The 15262-nt window shown below is 34.7% G+C and carries 16 protein-coding genes, 5 tRNA genes and 2 pseudogenes; 13 read left to right on the top strand and 10 right to left on the bottom strand.

The features are described 5' to 3' along the window. Window positions 1-11: 11 nt before the first annotated feature. Both ELD05_RS04040 and ELD05_RS04045 read right to left on the bottom strand, forming a co-directional pair. Entirely contained in the window at window positions 12-974 is a 963-nt protein-coding gene (locus ELD05_RS04040) for a tyrosine-type recombinase/integrase (RefSeq protein WP_127351464.1), read from the bottom strand. Window positions 975-1076: 102 nt separating this feature from the next. Further along, window positions 1077-1152 (bottom strand) — tRNA-Trp (locus ELD05_RS04045). A gap of 191 nt (window positions 1153-1343) precedes the next feature. On the opposite strand from ELD05_RS04045, the gene ELD05_RS04050 reads away from it, so the two are divergent. Beyond that, on the top strand, window positions 1344-2738 hold the full coding sequence (locus ELD05_RS04050; RefSeq protein ID WP_127351465.1) for an alpha-glucosidase/alpha-galactosidase: 1395 nt from the start codon (window positions 1344-1346) through the stop codon (window positions 2736-2738). 339 nt (window positions 2739-3077) lie between these two features. Here the strand turns inward: ELD05_RS04050 and ELD05_RS04055 are convergent. After that, window positions 3078-4020: pseudogene (locus ELD05_RS04055) on the bottom strand (transposase). Between the two features lie 216 nt (window positions 4021-4236). Between ELD05_RS04055 and ELD05_RS04060 the strand changes: the two are divergent. Then, the gene (locus tag ELD05_RS04060) at window positions 4237-4434 is read left to right on the top strand and encodes a MerR family transcriptional regulator (RefSeq protein WP_241243608.1); all 198 of its coding nucleotides are present in this window, start codon (window positions 4237-4239) and stop codon (window positions 4432-4434) included. A 175-nt stretch (window positions 4435-4609) separates the two neighbouring features. Here the strand turns inward: ELD05_RS04060 and ELD05_RS04065 are convergent. The 4 genes from ELD05_RS04065 to ELD05_RS04080 form a co-directional block, all read right to left on the bottom strand. Next, a tRNA-Arg gene (locus ELD05_RS04065) sits at window positions 4610-4686 on the bottom strand. 65 nt (window positions 4687-4751) lie between these two features. Beyond that, window positions 4752-4839 (bottom strand) — tRNA-Leu (locus ELD05_RS04070). Between the two features lie 68 nt (window positions 4840-4907). Then, entirely contained in the window at window positions 4908-5129 is a 222-nt protein-coding gene (locus ELD05_RS04075; protein WP_127351466.1) for an FmdB family zinc ribbon protein, read from the bottom strand. A gap of 81 nt (window positions 5130-5210) precedes the next feature. Then, on the bottom strand, window positions 5211-5729 hold the full coding sequence (locus tag ELD05_RS04080; RefSeq protein WP_127351467.1) for a ferritin: 519 nt from the start codon (window positions 5727-5729) through the stop codon (window positions 5211-5213). 306 nt (window positions 5730-6035) lie between these two features. Between ELD05_RS04080 and ELD05_RS04085 the strand changes: the two genes are divergently transcribed. The 7 genes from ELD05_RS04085 to ELD05_RS04115 all read left to right on the top strand — a co-directional run bounded on the left by ELD05_RS04085 (window position 6036) and on the right by ELD05_RS04115 (window position 10310). Next, complete coding sequence (locus ELD05_RS04085) at window positions 6036-6878, top strand: Rossmann-like and DUF2520 domain-containing protein (protein WP_127351468.1); 843 nt, start codon at window positions 6036-6038, stop codon at window positions 6876-6878. Between the two features lie 2 nt (window positions 6879-6880). After that, on the top strand, window positions 6881-7675 hold the full coding sequence (gene panB / locus ELD05_RS04090) for a 3-methyl-2-oxobutanoate hydroxymethyltransferase (RefSeq protein ID WP_127351469.1): 795 nt from the start codon (window positions 6881-6883) through the stop codon (window positions 7673-7675). Continuing rightward, window positions 7675-8520: a pantoate--beta-alanine ligase gene (gene panC, locus ELD05_RS04095; RefSeq protein ID WP_127351470.1), complete on the top strand. Its 846-nt coding sequence runs from the start codon at window positions 7675-7677 to the stop codon at window positions 8518-8520. The genes panB and panC overlap by 1 nt, the downstream gene beginning before the upstream one ends. 8 nt (window positions 8521-8528) lie before the next feature. Continuing rightward, window positions 8529-8915 (top strand): aspartate 1-decarboxylase, encoded by a 387-nt coding sequence (gene panD, locus ELD05_RS04100; RefSeq protein WP_011918194.1) that lies wholly within the window; start codon window positions 8529-8531, stop codon window positions 8913-8915. A 128-nt stretch (window positions 8916-9043) separates the two neighbouring features. After that, the gene (locus ELD05_RS04105) at window positions 9044-9724 is read left to right on the top strand and encodes a L,D-transpeptidase family protein (RefSeq protein WP_127351471.1); all 681 of its coding nucleotides are present in this window, start codon (window positions 9044-9046) and stop codon (window positions 9722-9724) included. 82 nt (window positions 9725-9806) lie between these two features. Further along, window positions 9807-10007, top strand: coding sequence for a hypothetical protein (locus ELD05_RS04110; RefSeq protein ID WP_011918192.1), 201 nt, complete (start codon window positions 9807-9809; stop codon window positions 10005-10007). A 21-nt stretch (window positions 10008-10028) separates the two neighbouring features. Further along, window positions 10029-10310 carry a spore coat protein gene (locus ELD05_RS04115; protein WP_011918191.1) on the top strand — a complete coding sequence of 94 codons (282 nt, stop codon included), beginning with the start codon at window positions 10029-10031 and terminating at the stop codon, window positions 10308-10310. A gap of 64 nt (window positions 10311-10374) precedes the next feature. On the opposite strand, the gene ELD05_RS04120 is transcribed toward ELD05_RS04115, so the two are convergent. Next, complete coding sequence (locus ELD05_RS04120; protein ID WP_127351472.1) at window positions 10375-10992, bottom strand: GNAT family N-acetyltransferase; 618 nt, start codon at window positions 10990-10992, stop codon at window positions 10375-10377. A 254-nt stretch (window positions 10993-11246) separates the two neighbouring features. On the opposite strand from ELD05_RS04120, the gene ELD05_RS04125 reads away from it, so the two are divergent. The 3 genes and pseudogenes from ELD05_RS04125 (at window position 11247) to ELD05_RS04135 (ending at window position 13270) form a co-directional block, all read left to right on the top strand. Next, window positions 11247-11321 (top strand) — tRNA-Asn (locus ELD05_RS04125). A gap of 9 nt (window positions 11322-11330) precedes the next feature. Beyond that, a tRNA-Ile gene (locus ELD05_RS04130) sits at window positions 11331-11406 on the top strand. A 124-nt stretch (window positions 11407-11530) separates the two neighbouring features. Beyond that, window positions 11531-13270 (top strand): annotated as a pseudogene (locus ELD05_RS04135) (IS1182 family transposase). On the opposite strand, the gene ELD05_RS04140 reads toward ELD05_RS04135, so the two are convergent. Then, complete coding sequence (locus ELD05_RS04140; RefSeq protein WP_011918188.1) at window positions 13235-13792, bottom strand: DUF4364 family protein; 558 nt, start codon at window positions 13790-13792, stop codon at window positions 13235-13237. The pseudogene ELD05_RS04135 and the gene ELD05_RS04140 sit on opposite strands and share 36 nt — an antisense overlap. Window positions 13793-13883: 91 nt before the next feature. Further along, window positions 13884-14279, bottom strand: a complete 396-nt coding sequence (locus tag ELD05_RS04145) for a nucleoside triphosphate pyrophosphohydrolase family protein (protein WP_164742577.1) — start codon at window positions 14277-14279, stop codon at window positions 13884-13886. Between the two features lie 149 nt (window positions 14280-14428). Between ELD05_RS04145 and ELD05_RS04150 the strand changes: the two genes are divergently transcribed. Continuing rightward, on the top strand, window positions 14429-15235 hold the full coding sequence (locus tag ELD05_RS04150) for a sugar phosphate isomerase/epimerase family protein (RefSeq protein WP_127351474.1): 807 nt from the start codon (window positions 14429-14431) through the stop codon (window positions 15233-15235). Window positions 15236-15262: the final 27 nt, after the last annotated feature.

The raw sequence follows: 15262 nt of genomic DNA on the forward strand, positions 1-15262 counted from the left end.
GCTTTATGTTATCAACTCTTGATAAGGCTAATAAGTCTTTTCACCTTGGTTGTTCTTTTCACAAAGTTGTTTACTGGGCTTGCTAATGTATGTTGTTGTCTTATGTCCTGTTGAGTTAGCTGCAAATATCTTTTGGTGGTACTAATGTCTTGATGTCCCATTTCGTACTGAAGTGCAAAAACATTGCCACCATTTCTCAAAAACATTATGGCAAATGTGTGCCTCAACTGGTAGGGAGTGATTTTGCAGCCTATCTTTTTGCTGTATTCACTTAATCTTTTCTCCCATCTGTTGATGGTCATTTCGTTACCTTCAACAGTGTGGAAAACTCTGTTGTTCCAATCTTTTGGTGTGACTTCAAGCAAAGCTTTAAGGGTCTGGGCAGTTTGCGGAGAGAGAGGAAGAATCCTCTCTTTGTTAGTTTTCGAGTACTCTTTCCTAATGGTGACGGTAAGCCGTTCAAAATCTATGTCCTCAAAAGTTAAAGCAAAAGCTTCTTTGGGTCTTATGCCCGTGTCTAACGTTAGCAAAATTAACGCATAGTCTCTTAATCCCGCATATGTTTTGACGTCAATTACAGATAGAAGCTTTTTGATGGTGTTTTCTTCAACATGCCTTAATTTGCCTTCATCTCTTTTCTTTTTAAGTCCCAAAACTTTGATTGGGTTTTCTGATAGGAAGCTATTTCTTTTGCACCATTCAAAAAATGTGTGGAGATTCGAATAGGGGCGGTTATAAGTCGCTGGTTGCTTGTTTGCTTTGGATTTCAGAAATTCAATTACAGCTAATTTTAGGGCGTGTTCATCAATTTGTTTGTGAAAGTCAATGTACTTGCTGAATTCCTTGAAAGTGTAGAAGTAATCCTGAAGTGTCCTTTCCCGCAGTCCTTCAGCCTGCTTAAAATCAATGAAAAGGTCAATTAGGTCTTTTAACGACAATGTGTTACCATTCTTAGTTTTTCCTTTTCTGGGCATCAAAAAAGTCTCCCCTTTCACTTTTTGCTAATTAGGGGAGACCGTCGGTTGTATTTTTGCTGCTACTTTTTTCCACGCTGCAAAGTCAATTGTCTCAACGCATGGCAGGGGCGGAGGGACTCGAACCCCCAGCCAACGGTTTTGGAGACCGCTACTCTACCAATTGAGCTACGCCCCTATGCCTGTTTTTATTATAAGCTATAACTTATTACTTTGTCAACCCCATCTTGAATTGTATCATTAGAATTACTTAAAACTCTCAAGTAGCATTATGTTAACAAAATCAATTTTTTACTTAATATTGTTTGGATTTTATCCTATTTTGTGATATAATGTATTTGAAATTTTCAAATATTATAGGAGGGAGTTATGTTGAATACCACAGCAGAGCAACAAAAACAAATAAATATTGCATATATTGGTGGGGGTTCTCGTGGTTGGGCATGGAGATTGATGACTGATTTGGCTCTTGAGAAGGATTTGGCTGGTACTGTTAGGCTCTATGATATTGACTTTGAAGCTGCAAAGAACAATGAGATAATTGGAAACAAACTTTCAAGCAAGCCTGAGGTTGTAGGAAAGTGGAAATATGTCGCTGTAAAAACCTTAGATGAAGCTTTATATGGTGCTGATTTTGTTATAATTTCAATTTTACCAGGAACTTTTGAAGAGATGCATTCAGATGTTCATGCTCCTGAGAAATATGGGATATACCAATCTGTAGGTGACACCACAGGTCCCGGAGGACTTATCAGAGGTTTGAGGACTGTTCCAATGTATGTAGAATTTGCTGAAGCAATAAAGAAAAACTGTCCTAACGCATGGGTAATCAACTATACAAACCCAATGGCTATATGTTTGAAAACTCTTTATGAAGTATTCCCAAATATAAAGGCTTTTGGCTGCTGCCATGAGGTTTTTGGCACACAAAAGCTTTTGACAGAGGTTGTAAAAGAGTTTTTAAATGAAGACCGGGAAATTTCAAGAAGAGAAATCAAGGTAAATGTCCTTGGGATAAATCACTTTACATGGTTTGACAAGGCTTCATACAAAAGTGTTGATTTGTTCCCTCTTTACAAAGAGTTTGTAGATAAATATTATGAAGAAGGTTTTGAAAGAGTAAAGGGGCTGTGGGAAAAAGATTATTTTGCTTCTGCAAACAGAGTAAAATTTGATTTATTCAGGCGATTTGGACTCATTGCGGCAGCAGGTGACAGACATTTAGCTGAATTTGTTCCATATCTTTACCTTACTGATAGGGAAACAGTTAAAAAGTGGAAATTTAATTTGACACCTGTTGAGTGGAGAATAAAGCATAGAGAAGAGTTAATTGAGCTTAGCAAAGAATATGCATCAGGTAAAAAAGATATTCCTTTGAATCCTTCTGGAGAAGAAGGTGTTATGCAAATAAAAGCAATTTTAGGTTTAGATACTTTAGTTACAAATGTTAATTTACCAAACAGGGGACAAATACCAAATTTGCCTTTAGGTGCTATTGTTGAGACAAATGCTGTTTTTACTCATGATGATGTACGCCCTGTTTATGCAGGTACTTTACCTTCTGATTTAGCAAGTATAATGATAAGGCATATCAGCAACCAAGAGCTAATTGTTAAAGCAGCTTTAGAAAAGGATTTAAATCTTGCAAAGAGAGCATTTTTAAATGATCCTGCAATTGAGCGTTTGAGCCAAGATAAGGCAAATGACTTGTTTAATGAGATGATAAATAATACTAAGAAGTATTTAACATATCTTGGAATATAAGATGTACTTGCGAAATAATGTAATATAAAAAGGGGCATATAAAATCCAAAAAAGCCCCTTTTTTTATTTAATGGCGCTGGGGAATTTTCTTGGCTAAAGACTTTATTTACCCTGCAAATATTCCTTTATTTTTGCAAAATCAATTTCTAAGTCATCAAACAGGTTAACTTTTATTTTATCATTGAAGCTGTACCTTTGAGGTGGCAAACAGCCTACTGGCTCCTTATAGAGATAAATAAGTATGTCTTCTTCATATGGACTAACAATCCAACATTCTTTTATTTTAAAGTTGTAAGAGCTTGTTGAATAAATATTTTTGCCATAAAAGTATCTATAAGGTTAGCAAGATTGATTACATACATAAGCAAGACTAAATTTACGTTTTTCCGATTTCCTAACAAATTCTTCAAATAAGTAAGTTATTAATACCCACTCTACCTGCCTTTTATAAGTCCTAAAGCCTCTTAATCTCATATTTTCTAATTTTATATTCCCCTTTAAGTTTACTGAAAAGCCTCTCTATCTTTGTTCTTTTCCTGTATACCTTTTTCCATTCCCCAGTTCTAAGTAACTTCATATTCTCTGCCCTCAATTCACTTTTTACATTATCCTTGTTTTTCATATTCCTTTTGTTTATCCCTGCAGCAAATTTTATCTCAAGCCCCTGAGCTGTCTTGAACCATTTTTCGCTGTTATATCCTGCATCTGCTACAACTGTTGTGACTCCATATGCCCACGCCTTGTACAAAAGCTCTATTCTACAAACTATCATGCTCATTCGGACAGGAAAATTCCCACGCTAAAGGTATTATTTCATCTTTCCCTGTAGCAAGCAAATGTAATTTGTATCTCTTGTAAAAACCCAAAACTGCACTTACACCTGTCGCTGGATGTCTGTCATTTTTGCTACTTCTCAAATGTGTCAAATCTACCACACAAATACTTGTGTCTGGATTTATTGCTACTGCCTAGTATTTTTTTTATATCAGCTAAATATTTTTCTTCTATCATTGCTGCATACCTCGCAAAATAAGAATAGTGCTGTTTTTTTTTTCTATCCCTACCAATCTTCTAAATTCCCCATCTTCATTTATTCTGTACACAAGTTCTCTAAAACTTGTAATATTATTTTTTACTTTGTAAACCAAACACGCTATTATTGAAATACTTCAAATTTTCTCGGCCTTCCTCTTTTATTTGATTTTCCCGAAACATTTAAGAATTGAGCTACTTTCTTTATAGCAAAAAGAATTTTTAAAAATCTTTTCTTTTGTGGTTTAATCTATTTAGTCATGTTTTGTATCCACCTTGTGTTTGTTGTGTTCTTGCATTTTAAAATTTTATCACAAGGGGGATATTTTTAAATTTCTCCTGTGGATATTTTTACTTACAATGGTTATATCTTTTATTCAACAACCTCAATTTATTATTATTTTTATTTATTCATGTATGTAGTGACCATGGGGGATACTTAAATATTTGGTTAGCAACAATTCATGTGACGTACAAGAAGAGATTAAAAAAGCTTACTTATAACATAGAAGAAATTGCAAAACTGCCGGGAGTGAGTTATAAGTTGGCTTCAAAACTCGTCGACTTAAAAGGTTTTCAAAAAATACAAATGGGACGCAGAATCCTTATTCCAAAGGACTTGTTCTGGGAGTGGATGAAAAACAATCCTGAAATAAAAATTTGAGGGAAACACAAAAACAACATTTCCCTTGTCTTATTTATGCATAATTTATCGTATGAATATTCAATTAGTTCCACTACTAATTTTTGATAATTCAAAAGCTATTTCTGTAGATGTAGTTAAGATGTAAAAATGCTATTTGTAAATTTTTCTCAAGTCTCAAACCCTTTGATTTATCTGGCGCGCCCAGGAGGACTCGAACCCCCAACCCTCAGATCCGTAGTCTGATGCTCTATCCAATTGAGCTATGGGCGCGCAATTTTTATTTTTTACATAAAAAATAAAGCCCTTTTTGGCAGGGCCTTATTTGCTTTTTAAGTTGGTGCCGAGAGCGAGACTCGAACTCGCACGGGCATAACGCCCACTACCCCCTCAAAGTAGCGTGTCTGCCAATTCCACCATCTCGGCACCTCATTGGCTTTGCAATATATATTATAAAAAGCTCTCTCAACTTTGTCAATAACCTTTTTTGAATTTTAACTCCCGCAACAGCCTCTATTACCTGAACAGGTACTACAGCTCTCACCTTTTGAACCATTTCCTACAGACGTTCCAAAGTTTATTCGAGAGTAATCTCTTCTTACATCTTCTGATGCACATTTTGGACAGCTTACTTTAAGACCATTTGAAATCTCTGATATAGATGCTTTTACTTCAAAGACTTCTTCACAGCTATTGCAGATATATGTGTAAAGCATCACAGGTCACCTTCGTGTAGGTTATTATTTTTCTACTCAAATAGTATAGCAGAAAATTATACAAATTCAAATACTAATTTATTACTCTGCTTGCATTATTGAAGGTGGTGTGTAAACTCTTGTTGAAAGCTCTTTGTCCAAAAACAAAAGTCCGCTTGGGTCTTCTTTGATAAATTTTAGTTTTCTCAAGATCTTGTCCATTGTCTCCTCTTCTTCTGCCTGTTCATTTATAAACCATTGCAAAAAGCTGTGAGTTGTGAGGTCCTTTTCTTCAAGAGCAGTTTTTGCTATCTCATGGATAGAAGATGTTATAAACTGTTCATGAGCAAGTGCCAGCTCAAATACTTCTGTAGGGGATGTGTAATCTATTTTTGGCTGTTTTAATTCTTTTAGAATAACCCTTCCACCAATCTTGTTAATATAGTCAAAAATCAGCCTTGCATGGTCTAATTCCTCTTTTGTTTGCACCATAAAAAAGTGTGCAAAACCATCTAAATTTTGTGAAGCAAAATAAGCTTCCATAGCTGTGTAAAAATAAGCAGAAAACAATTCCTTGTTCAGTTGTTCGTTTAACATGTCAATTATCTTTTGATTTTTCATCGTACAATCGCACCTCTTTTTTTAAGCATTTTTTTCATAGTTATTTTTACCCTCTAAACAAAAAAACTAACACTATTTTTTTTCAGATATTGTGGTATAATTAATATAAGGTGGCATCGACAAGAATGTCGAGCCATACCATACCTATTTAGACTATCTTCTGTTTAAAAAATTAAATAGAAAGCTGCCCTGATTTTTTAAAGAACAGGGACTGCTAAAAAGCTTTGCTTCTACACTTTAATAACATTTTGCAAAAAAAAGGCAGACTCTGTTCTGCCTTTTTTAATTTTTTAGGAGGTAATTTTTATGAAAATCGGTTTTTATGGAGCATCAAGAGCAGGAGTTTCTATGTGTTTTTATCTTATGAGCAAGGGCATTGAGGTTGCAGGATTTTACAATCGCACATATGAAAAAGCAAAAGAAGCTGCCAATTTGACAAATACAAGGGTTTTTCAAACTGTAGAAGAGTTGATTAGGTCATGTGATGTAATTTTTCTTAGCATATCTGACTCTGCTATTGAAGAAGTTTCTAAAAATCTTCCTCAAGAACTTTCTAAAAACAAAGTTTTTGCTCATCTTTCTGGTGCACTGCTGTCGAGTGCAATAAAAGTGTCTTGCAGAGGAAAATTTTCTCTGCACCCGGTGCAGACATTAAGAGGTCAGATAGAAGATATTCAAAAGTTAAGCAATGCAATGTTTTCTTTGGAAGGTGATGAAAAAGGGAAAGAAGTTGGTAAGATAATACTTCAAAAAATGGGGAATAAATATATAGAGCTTAAAAAAGAAGATAAAGTAAAATATCATCTTGCTGCAACGATTGCTTCGAACTATTTAATTGGACTTTTAAATTTTTCATACAGCATTTATAAAGATCTAAAACTATCTGACGACATTATATTCTCAATGATAGGTCCTCTTGCAAAGGCCTCATTAGAAAACTTTTTGAAAGATAGATTGAATTCTTTAACTGGCCCTGCTTCAAGAGGAGATATCTCAACTTTGGAAAAACATTATATGGTACTTCCAGATAGCCAAAAGAGTACATTTTTGGAACTGTTGAAACTGACGTTAGAACTCATAAGAGAAAGAGGTCAATTTGATACTTGTGAGAAATTGCAAGATTTTATTAAATCGAAAGGTGGGAATTAGTTATGAACAAGGTTACAACAAAGACACTATTCGAAAAAAAACAAAAGGGCGAAAAGATCACCATGCTCACAGCCTATGACTACACTTTTGCAAAACTATTTGACAGCTGTATGGTTGACATCTTGCTTGTTGGCGATTCACTTGGTATGGTAATACTTGGCTATGACTCAACAATTCCAGTTACCATGGAGGATATGGAACACCATGTAAAGGCTGTTGCAAGAGGAACAAAGTATTCGATGGTTGTTGCAGATATGCCATTTTTGTCCTATCATACAACACCTGAAGAAGCTGTAAGGAATGCTGGAAGGTTAATTAGGGCTGGTGCATATGCAGTTAAGATAGAAGGGTGCGATGATGTTATTGACAAGATAGAAGCTGTTATTAAAGCTCAGATTCCTGTTATGGGGCACTTGGGTCTTACACCTCAGTCTGTGAATGTATTTGGTGGCTATGATCTTCGTGCAAAAGAGGAAAAAGAAGCAAAAAAGTTAATAGAAGATGCGAAAAAGCTTGAAGAGGTAGGTGTTTTTGCAATTGTTCTTGAAAAGGTTCCAGCAATGGTTGCAAAACAGGTTCAAGAAAGTGTGAAAGTACCCATAATTGGCATTGGTGCAGGTCCTTATTGCGATGGTCAGGTGCTTGTATGCTATGATATGCTTGGAATGTATGAAGACTTCAAACCTAAATTTGTGAAAAGATATGCTGAAGTTGGCAGTATAATTAAAGATGCTGTGAGCAGATATATTAATGAGGTCAAAAGAGGAGAATTTCCAGGAAAGGAGCATAGTTACTGATGGTTGTTGTCGAGAGAATTCAAGAAATGAAAGATATTGTCAAAAAACTTAGAAAGGAAGGAAAGACAATAGGGTTTGTTCCAACAATGGGATATTTGCATGAAGGACATTTGAGCTTGGTTAGAAAATCAAAAAGCCAAAATGATATAACAATTATGAGTATTTTTGTAAATCCAATTCAATTTGGACCAAATGAAGACTATGACAGGTATCCTCGTGATTTTGAGAGAGACAAAAATTTGGCTGAGAAAGAAGGGGTAGATTATGTCTTCTATCCCTCAGTAAAAGAAATGTATCCAGATGACTTTAAAACAGTTGTATCCGTCAAGAAGATAACAGATATTATGTGTGGCAAGTCAAGGCCAGGGCATTTTGATGGTGTTGCAACTGTTGTGCTAAAGCTTTTTAACATTGTAAACCCTGATAGGGCATATTTTGGGCAAAAGGATGCACAGCAGCTTGTTGTTATAAAGCAGATGGTAAAGGACCTGAATTTAGATGTTGAGATTGTTCCATGCCCAATTGTGCGTGAAGAGGATGGACTTGCAATGAGTTCGCGAAACACATATCTTTCTGGTGATGAGAGAAAATCAGCAACAGTTTTGTATAGAGCGTTGAATTTAGCAAAGGATTTGATTGAAAAAGGCGAAAGGAATGTTTCAAAGCTAAAAAAGGCAATGGAAGATTTGATTTTAAAGGAAAAGTATACAAGGATTGATTATATTGAATTTGTCAATTATGATACATTTGAACCAATTTCAAAGGTTGAAGGTAAAGTATTAATAGCCTTGGCAGTGTTTGTTGGAACAACCAGACTTATCGACAATATAGTTGTGGAGGTATGATAGAAAGGATGCTGATTGAGGTTTTAAAATCAAAGATACACAGAGCAACTGTTACAGAGGCCAATTTAAATTATGTTGGAAGTATCACAATTGATGAAGAACTTATGGAAGCAGCTGGAATATTGGAAAATGAGAAGGTTCAGGTTGTAAATATAAACAATGGTGAAAGATTTGAAACATACGTCATCAAAGGCGAGAGAGGAAGTGGAACAATTTGCTTAAATGGGGCAGCTGCTCGTCTTGTGCAGGTTGGAGACAAAGTGATTATAATGGCTTATTGTTTGCTTACAATGGAGGAATACAAAACTCACATGCCAAAGATTGTATTTGTAGATGACAATAATAAGATTGTAAAACTTTCAAACAAAGAAGAACACTCAGAGTGTCTGTGCTAAAACAAAAGATTTTAAAGGTGGAGTACAAGCAAAAAAATCAAGGAAGTTTTGTGCTCCACCTTTTAATATTATAACGGCAATAAGCATATACTATATTTACTGAAATGGTAAAGTTTTTTGCAGGCAGGATGAAAAGAAAAATAGAGAATAAAAAATTAATAGTAATACTTTCAATAATAGTAATATCATTTTGTTTTATCCTGATTTCAGTATTTTCTCAGCATTTTTCAAATCCATACTTAATCTTTGTCTCAATTGATGATAGTAAGCTATATGTATTCAAAAGTGGAATTCTCTATAAATCGTATCCAATTTCTCCTGGAAAGCCTTCTACACCAACTCCTGTGGGCACATTTAGAATAATATCAAAAGCATACTGGGGCGACGGTTTTGGGGGAAGATGGATGGGTTTGAATGTTAGATACGGAAAATATGGTATTCATGGAACTATATACGAAAACTATATTGGTGCGCATGTGAGCCAAGGTTGTGTGAGGATGCGAAATGATGATATAAAGGAATTATTTTCGTACATACCTATTGGCACTACTGTTATTCTCTCAGAAGGTGCATATGGTGAATTTAGAAATGGTTTTAGGACAATTTTTCCTGGAGACACAGGCGAAGATGTGATGGCGGTACAGAGGCGGCTTAAAGAACTTGGCTTTTATCATGGTGAGGTTGACGGAAAGTATGGTCTTGCAATGGAAGCAGCTATAAATCTTTTTCAAAAGAAAAATGGTTTGCCAATAACAAATAAGATAACTCCTTACTTATTGAAAAAAATGGGATTTTTCTTGTTTGAATAAAAAAATCTCGTTATAACAAAAATAAATATGTAGCTTAATAAAAATTTAAATTCTTCTCATTAAAGAAAGGAGGTAGGAATACGTGGCCAACATCAGTTCAAAAGAGCTCATGTTTTTAGAAGACAATATTAAGATGATGCAAAACTCAATCAATTTCATCGCAGGTGTTTCTGACCAAATTACAGACATCTCACTCAAAAACCTTTGCCAGCAGTGTGTAACCCACTGCAAAAGTGACATAGCTATTTTGTCAAGGTTTATTGAAAATCCGAGCATTCAATAACAAAGAAGGGGTGGAATTAGTATGAAGACTTTGTCAGATAGAGACATTGCTTTTTCACTTTTGAACGCTATGAAGCTTCAGGCGATGGCACTTACGAACTTGATTTTGGAAAGTTCCAACAATGCACTTAGAAAAGAAACTATGTCAATCTTAAACAGAATGTTTGATCATCAAAAGCAAATATTTGATTTTTTATCTCAGAAAGGTTGGTATCCTGTTGAGATGGCAAAACAGGATGATATAACAAAAGCACAGAGAGATATTCAGACAATTCAAAATAATGTTCAGATGGTTTCAATGTAAAAAATTGACACTTTGATAAAGGGGCTGACCGAAAAGATTTTAACGGCAGCCCCCTTGCTGGTTTCTAAAAGTCTTTTTTCATAACAATCCATTTTCCTTGCGGATCTCGTGACATTCCTATCTGGTAAAATCCAAATTTCTTATAAAGCTTTATAGCCGGTAAGTTATCCGGTCTTACCTCTAACTTGACTTGTTTTACTCCTTTTGATTTCAGAAAATTTAATCCTGCTTCAACAAGCTTTGTTCCAATGTTTTTTCCTCTATATGATTTGCGTGTAGCAATTGACAGAATTTGAGCGCAGATTCCACTTCCATATTTTGTCTGGAATTTAAAAAAGTCAAGCTTGTTAGAAAAAATCTTCCAGATTGGTTTTATACCAAATCCATAAAGGCCTAATATCCACTTGACAACCCATTTGAAGATGGATAATGACGCTACAGCCGCTAACCAGACCTTTTTGATGTCTTTTACCACACAGATATATCCTGCAATCTTTTTATTTTCTTTGTCTTCGTACACTAAAAAACCATGAGGTTCGGCAAGAAGGACCACTTTGAATATGTCCTCTATAGCAGAGTTTTTAATTCTGTTGTTGAAATAAAACTCTATACTGTCACTAAACGCTTCTCTGAAAATCTCGGCAATCTGCGGAAGGTCAGAAAATTTTGCACATCTTATCATGCAGTTTCACCTTTATGTTCAAGATATCTTTCCGTATTTACATTTTTGCTATGTGTTATTTTAATTATACTTCTTTCAAAGAAGTTAAAAAAGGTGAACAAAGATTTTAAAAGGTAAGGTTAAAATCCAAATAATACCAATAAAAATTTTTTTAAAAAGGCTATTGACAAAAAATCTTTTATAGGTATAATAAATAATGTCGACGGCGCAAGAAAAAAGGTGCCGAAGACAAGAATAATAAGGGAATAAGAGGTTCCTCGGTAGCTCAGCGGTGGAGCATCCGGCTGTTAACCGGAGGGTCGTAGGTTCGAATCCTACCCGGGGAGCCAATTTTTTAAGGGCCTTTAGCTCAGCTGGTAGAGCGGCCGGCTCATAACCGGTTGGTCTGGGGTTCGAATCCCTAAGGGCCCACCAATTTCAAAAATAATAAGGGGCTGTCCAAAAAGATGAATGGACAGTCCCTTTAATTTTGCTCTTTTGACATAGTGATATATTTTTGATATAATATATCAAAAATGATAACATGAGGTGATAACCCATGGCTCGTAAACATGATAAAATTGTCTTCAAAAATTACAATCCATACCAATATTTAATGCCTATCGACCCAGAAGCTTTTATCCCTCAAAATCATTTGGTCAGAGTAATTGATAAAATCATTGATAAGATAGATATATCAACCATAATGGAAAAGTACAAAGGTGGTGGTACAAGTAGTTATCATCCACTGATGTTATTAAAAGTTTTAATCTATGCTTACATACAAGGTATTTATTCATCGAGAAAAATAGCTCGGGCTTTACGAGAAAACATTACTTTTATGTGGCTTTCAAAATATCAAGCTCCTGATTTCAGAACTATCAATAGATTTAGAAAAGAAATTTTGGGAGAGGCAATTGAAAATATCTTTGCTGAGGTGGTTAAACTTCTTATAGAGTTAGGGTATGTAAACTTCGACTATTATTATCTCGATGGGACAAAAGTTGAAGCTAATGCAAACAAGTATTCTTTTGTTTGGGCTAAAAGTACAAGAACTTTCGAAAAAAAGTTAAGAGAGAAAGTGAAAAACATAATCGAAGAGATTGAAAAAATAAATGAAGAGGAAGATAAAGCATTGGGAGATTTAGATGTAAAGTTAGAAGCTGACTATGATAGCAAGCAGTTAGAAGAAAAGATTGAGCAAATAAATCAAAAACTTGAGGAGGCTGAGTTTAAAAGCAAAAGAAAAGAAAAAAGAGTAAAGAAGCTGGTAAAGGTATTGAAAAATGATTGTGTTTTCAGACTCAAAAAGTATGAGAATTATGAGGCAATTTTAAATGGCAGAAACAGCTTTTCTAAGACAGACAATGATGCCACATTCATGAGGATGAAGGATGACCATATGAAAAATGGGATGCTAAAACCTGGGTATAATGTACAAATCGGCACACAGAACCGATTTGTGATAGGTTTTAGCATCCACCAAAGTCCCACAGACACTGTCTGCCTAAAAGAGCATCTTTAGGTTGTGAAGAAGATGACAGGATTCACACCCAAGAATGTTGTGGCAGATAGTGGCTATGGGTCTGAAGAAAACTACCTTCATCTGAAAAAATGTGGCATTAATAGCTACATTAAGTATAACACATTTGACTTGGAGCAGACAAGGAGGTTTAAGAAAGATATTTTCAATGTAAGGAACTGGGAGTACATAGCTGAAGAAGATGCCTATGTTTGTCCTGCTGGTAAGAAGGCTAAATATTTGTATCCGAAGATAAGTGCAAATGAGAGAGGATTTGTAAGTTATGAGAAGGTATATCAATGTGAAGATATTTGTAATGGCTGTGAATACAGAGAAAAATGTTATAAAGGTAAAAGATGGAAGAAGAGATTTAGTGTAAGACCAAGGTTAGAGAAATTGAAGGAAGAGGTAAGGCAAAGGCTATTGAGTGAAGAAGGCAAAGAAATTTACGAAAAGAGGAAGATAGAAGTTGAGACAGTATTTGGGATAATAAAGAACAATAAAGGATTTAGGAGGTTCCTGCTCAGGGGTATTAAGGGTGTAAAACTTGAGTGGGGTTTGGTTTGTATTGCCTATAACATAGAAAAATTAGCGAAGATAATAATAGAGGGCTGGGGTAAAACTGCCACCCAACCCTTTTTTTGTTTGCTATATAGTTCAATATTGGTATTTAATAGCATCAAATGCCCGATTCTGGTTATTAAAAATTATTGTTTTGGGACAGCCCCTTTTATTTTTTGTCTATTCTTGCGAAGGTTCTTCATGGTTTTTAGCTAAATTCTCAAAAAGAAGTCTATAAACCGTCTCAGCGTTTTTGTTCCAGTTTCGGCAAATTCTCTTGGCAATTTCTACATGAGGGACATTTACTTTTACCTCAAATAGTATGCTATTTCCTTCACGCAAAGAGCACACAACTAAGTATTCGTTTTGGCTGAGTATCTTGTAGTCTGAATAAACTTCAGTGTTTAGTTTTATTTTCCTATAGTTTTTCTTTATGTATTCTTCTATTTCTTCAAGTGTAAGCTTTGGAATTAAGTTTAACAATATCTCTAATACATCCTTACCACTTTGTGAGATTTCAATGTATGTTCTGAGCTCATCATCGTATCTATGTATAAGCTTTTGAGCCTCCAGCTCTTTAAGGTATTGCTGGTATTCAAAAAAGTTCATGTACTTTGTTGAGAGAATAAACTCGTCAAGCTGCTGAGTTGAAATAGGAATGCTAATTTTATTTAGGAAAAATAGGATGATGAGCTTGTTTTGGGCAAGGGTATGTATTTCATTGTACTCATCAGACATTCTTTTTTTCACTCCTTTTACTTTTAAAGCCGCCATATTTTTGTACAAAAAATACGGCGGCTTTTGTATTTTTCTGAAATTTTTCTCGAAGTTATCTTAGATTGAACTCACCAAGTGTTTTCATTCTTTCGATTTCTTTTAATACAATGTCATATAAATTCAAATCCAAGGTGTTACAAATGGAAGCTAAATAAAAAAGTGTACTTCCAATCTCTTTTTCAATCAAGTCTCTGCAGTTTTCACAAAGCTGACCTTCTACATGAGTCTTTAAATACTTCTTTGCCTCTTTCAAGCTCACATCTATTGGAATCTCTTGTTTTTTAGCATTTATTCTTATACATCCACAGTTTGTGACAGACTTTATTATGCTCCTGTTGACCCTTGCTGCTGATTCAGAAAATTTGGTAAGACTATCAAGTATACTTTTGTTTCTTATTAGCAACTCGTCAACTACGTATTGGAAATCGTCTATAAAGATGTCCTTCAATATATTTCACTCCTAAAAAATGACTTTAGTTTAATTATAAATTTCTTCAAATTCAAATGTCAATAAGAAAATAAGCTTTGCTTTTCATATCAAAAACAATAGTGTAAAATATTAAAAACAGCACTTTTTAGGGGAGGATTAAATTCTAAATGAAGATTAGCTTTTCAACTGTTGGATGTCCAAATTTTACATGGAACGAAATACTCGCAACTGCGAAGGACTTTGGATATGATGGTATTGAACTTAGAGGGATATGTGATGAGCTTGAGGTTTATAGAGCATCTCCTTTTGTTGGTGATAATTTGAAGTTCACAAAAAAGAGATTAGATGACCTAAATCTGGAGATTTCTTGTATAGCAACATCTTGTTATCTCTTTGACAAAAAAGCCAAAGATGCCACAATTGAGGCAGCAGAAAAACATATGAGGTTAGCAAAAGAACTTGACTGCAAATACATAAGAGTCTTGGGAGATGAGTGGATAACACCAGGGGAAAATGTAGACGAGGAATTTGTAAAAGAGATGCTATGCATGCTGTGTGAGATAGCAAAAAGTTATGATGTTGATGTTTTGATTGAAACAAATGGCATTTGGGCAAATTCTCAAAAGCTTGCAGCTTTGCTTGAAAAGGTGCCATATCAGAATGTTGGAGTTGTTTGGGATATTCATCATCCATATAGATTTTTTAATGAGGATGTAGAGTACACATATAGTAATTTAAAGGACTATATAAAACACGTTCATGTAAAAGATTCAAAAATAGAAAATGGTAAACTTGTGTTTAAGATGATTGGAGAAGGTGATGTTCCAATCGAAAAAGCTATTAATTTGTTAATCAAGGATAATTATACAGGGTATATTTCGCTGGAATGGGTAAAAAGATGGTTCTCTGAGCTTGAAGAGCCCGGCGTTGTGTTTTTAGGGTTTATAAACAAAATAAAAAGCCTTGTTAAATAAAATAAAAAAGGGCACAGTGAAAAGGCA

The sequence above is a fragment of the Caldicellulosiruptor changbaiensis genome (genome assembly GCF_003999255.1).
Lineage (GTDB): Bacteria > Bacillota > Thermoanaerobacteria > Caldicellulosiruptorales > Caldicellulosiruptoraceae > Caldicellulosiruptor > Caldicellulosiruptor changbaiensis.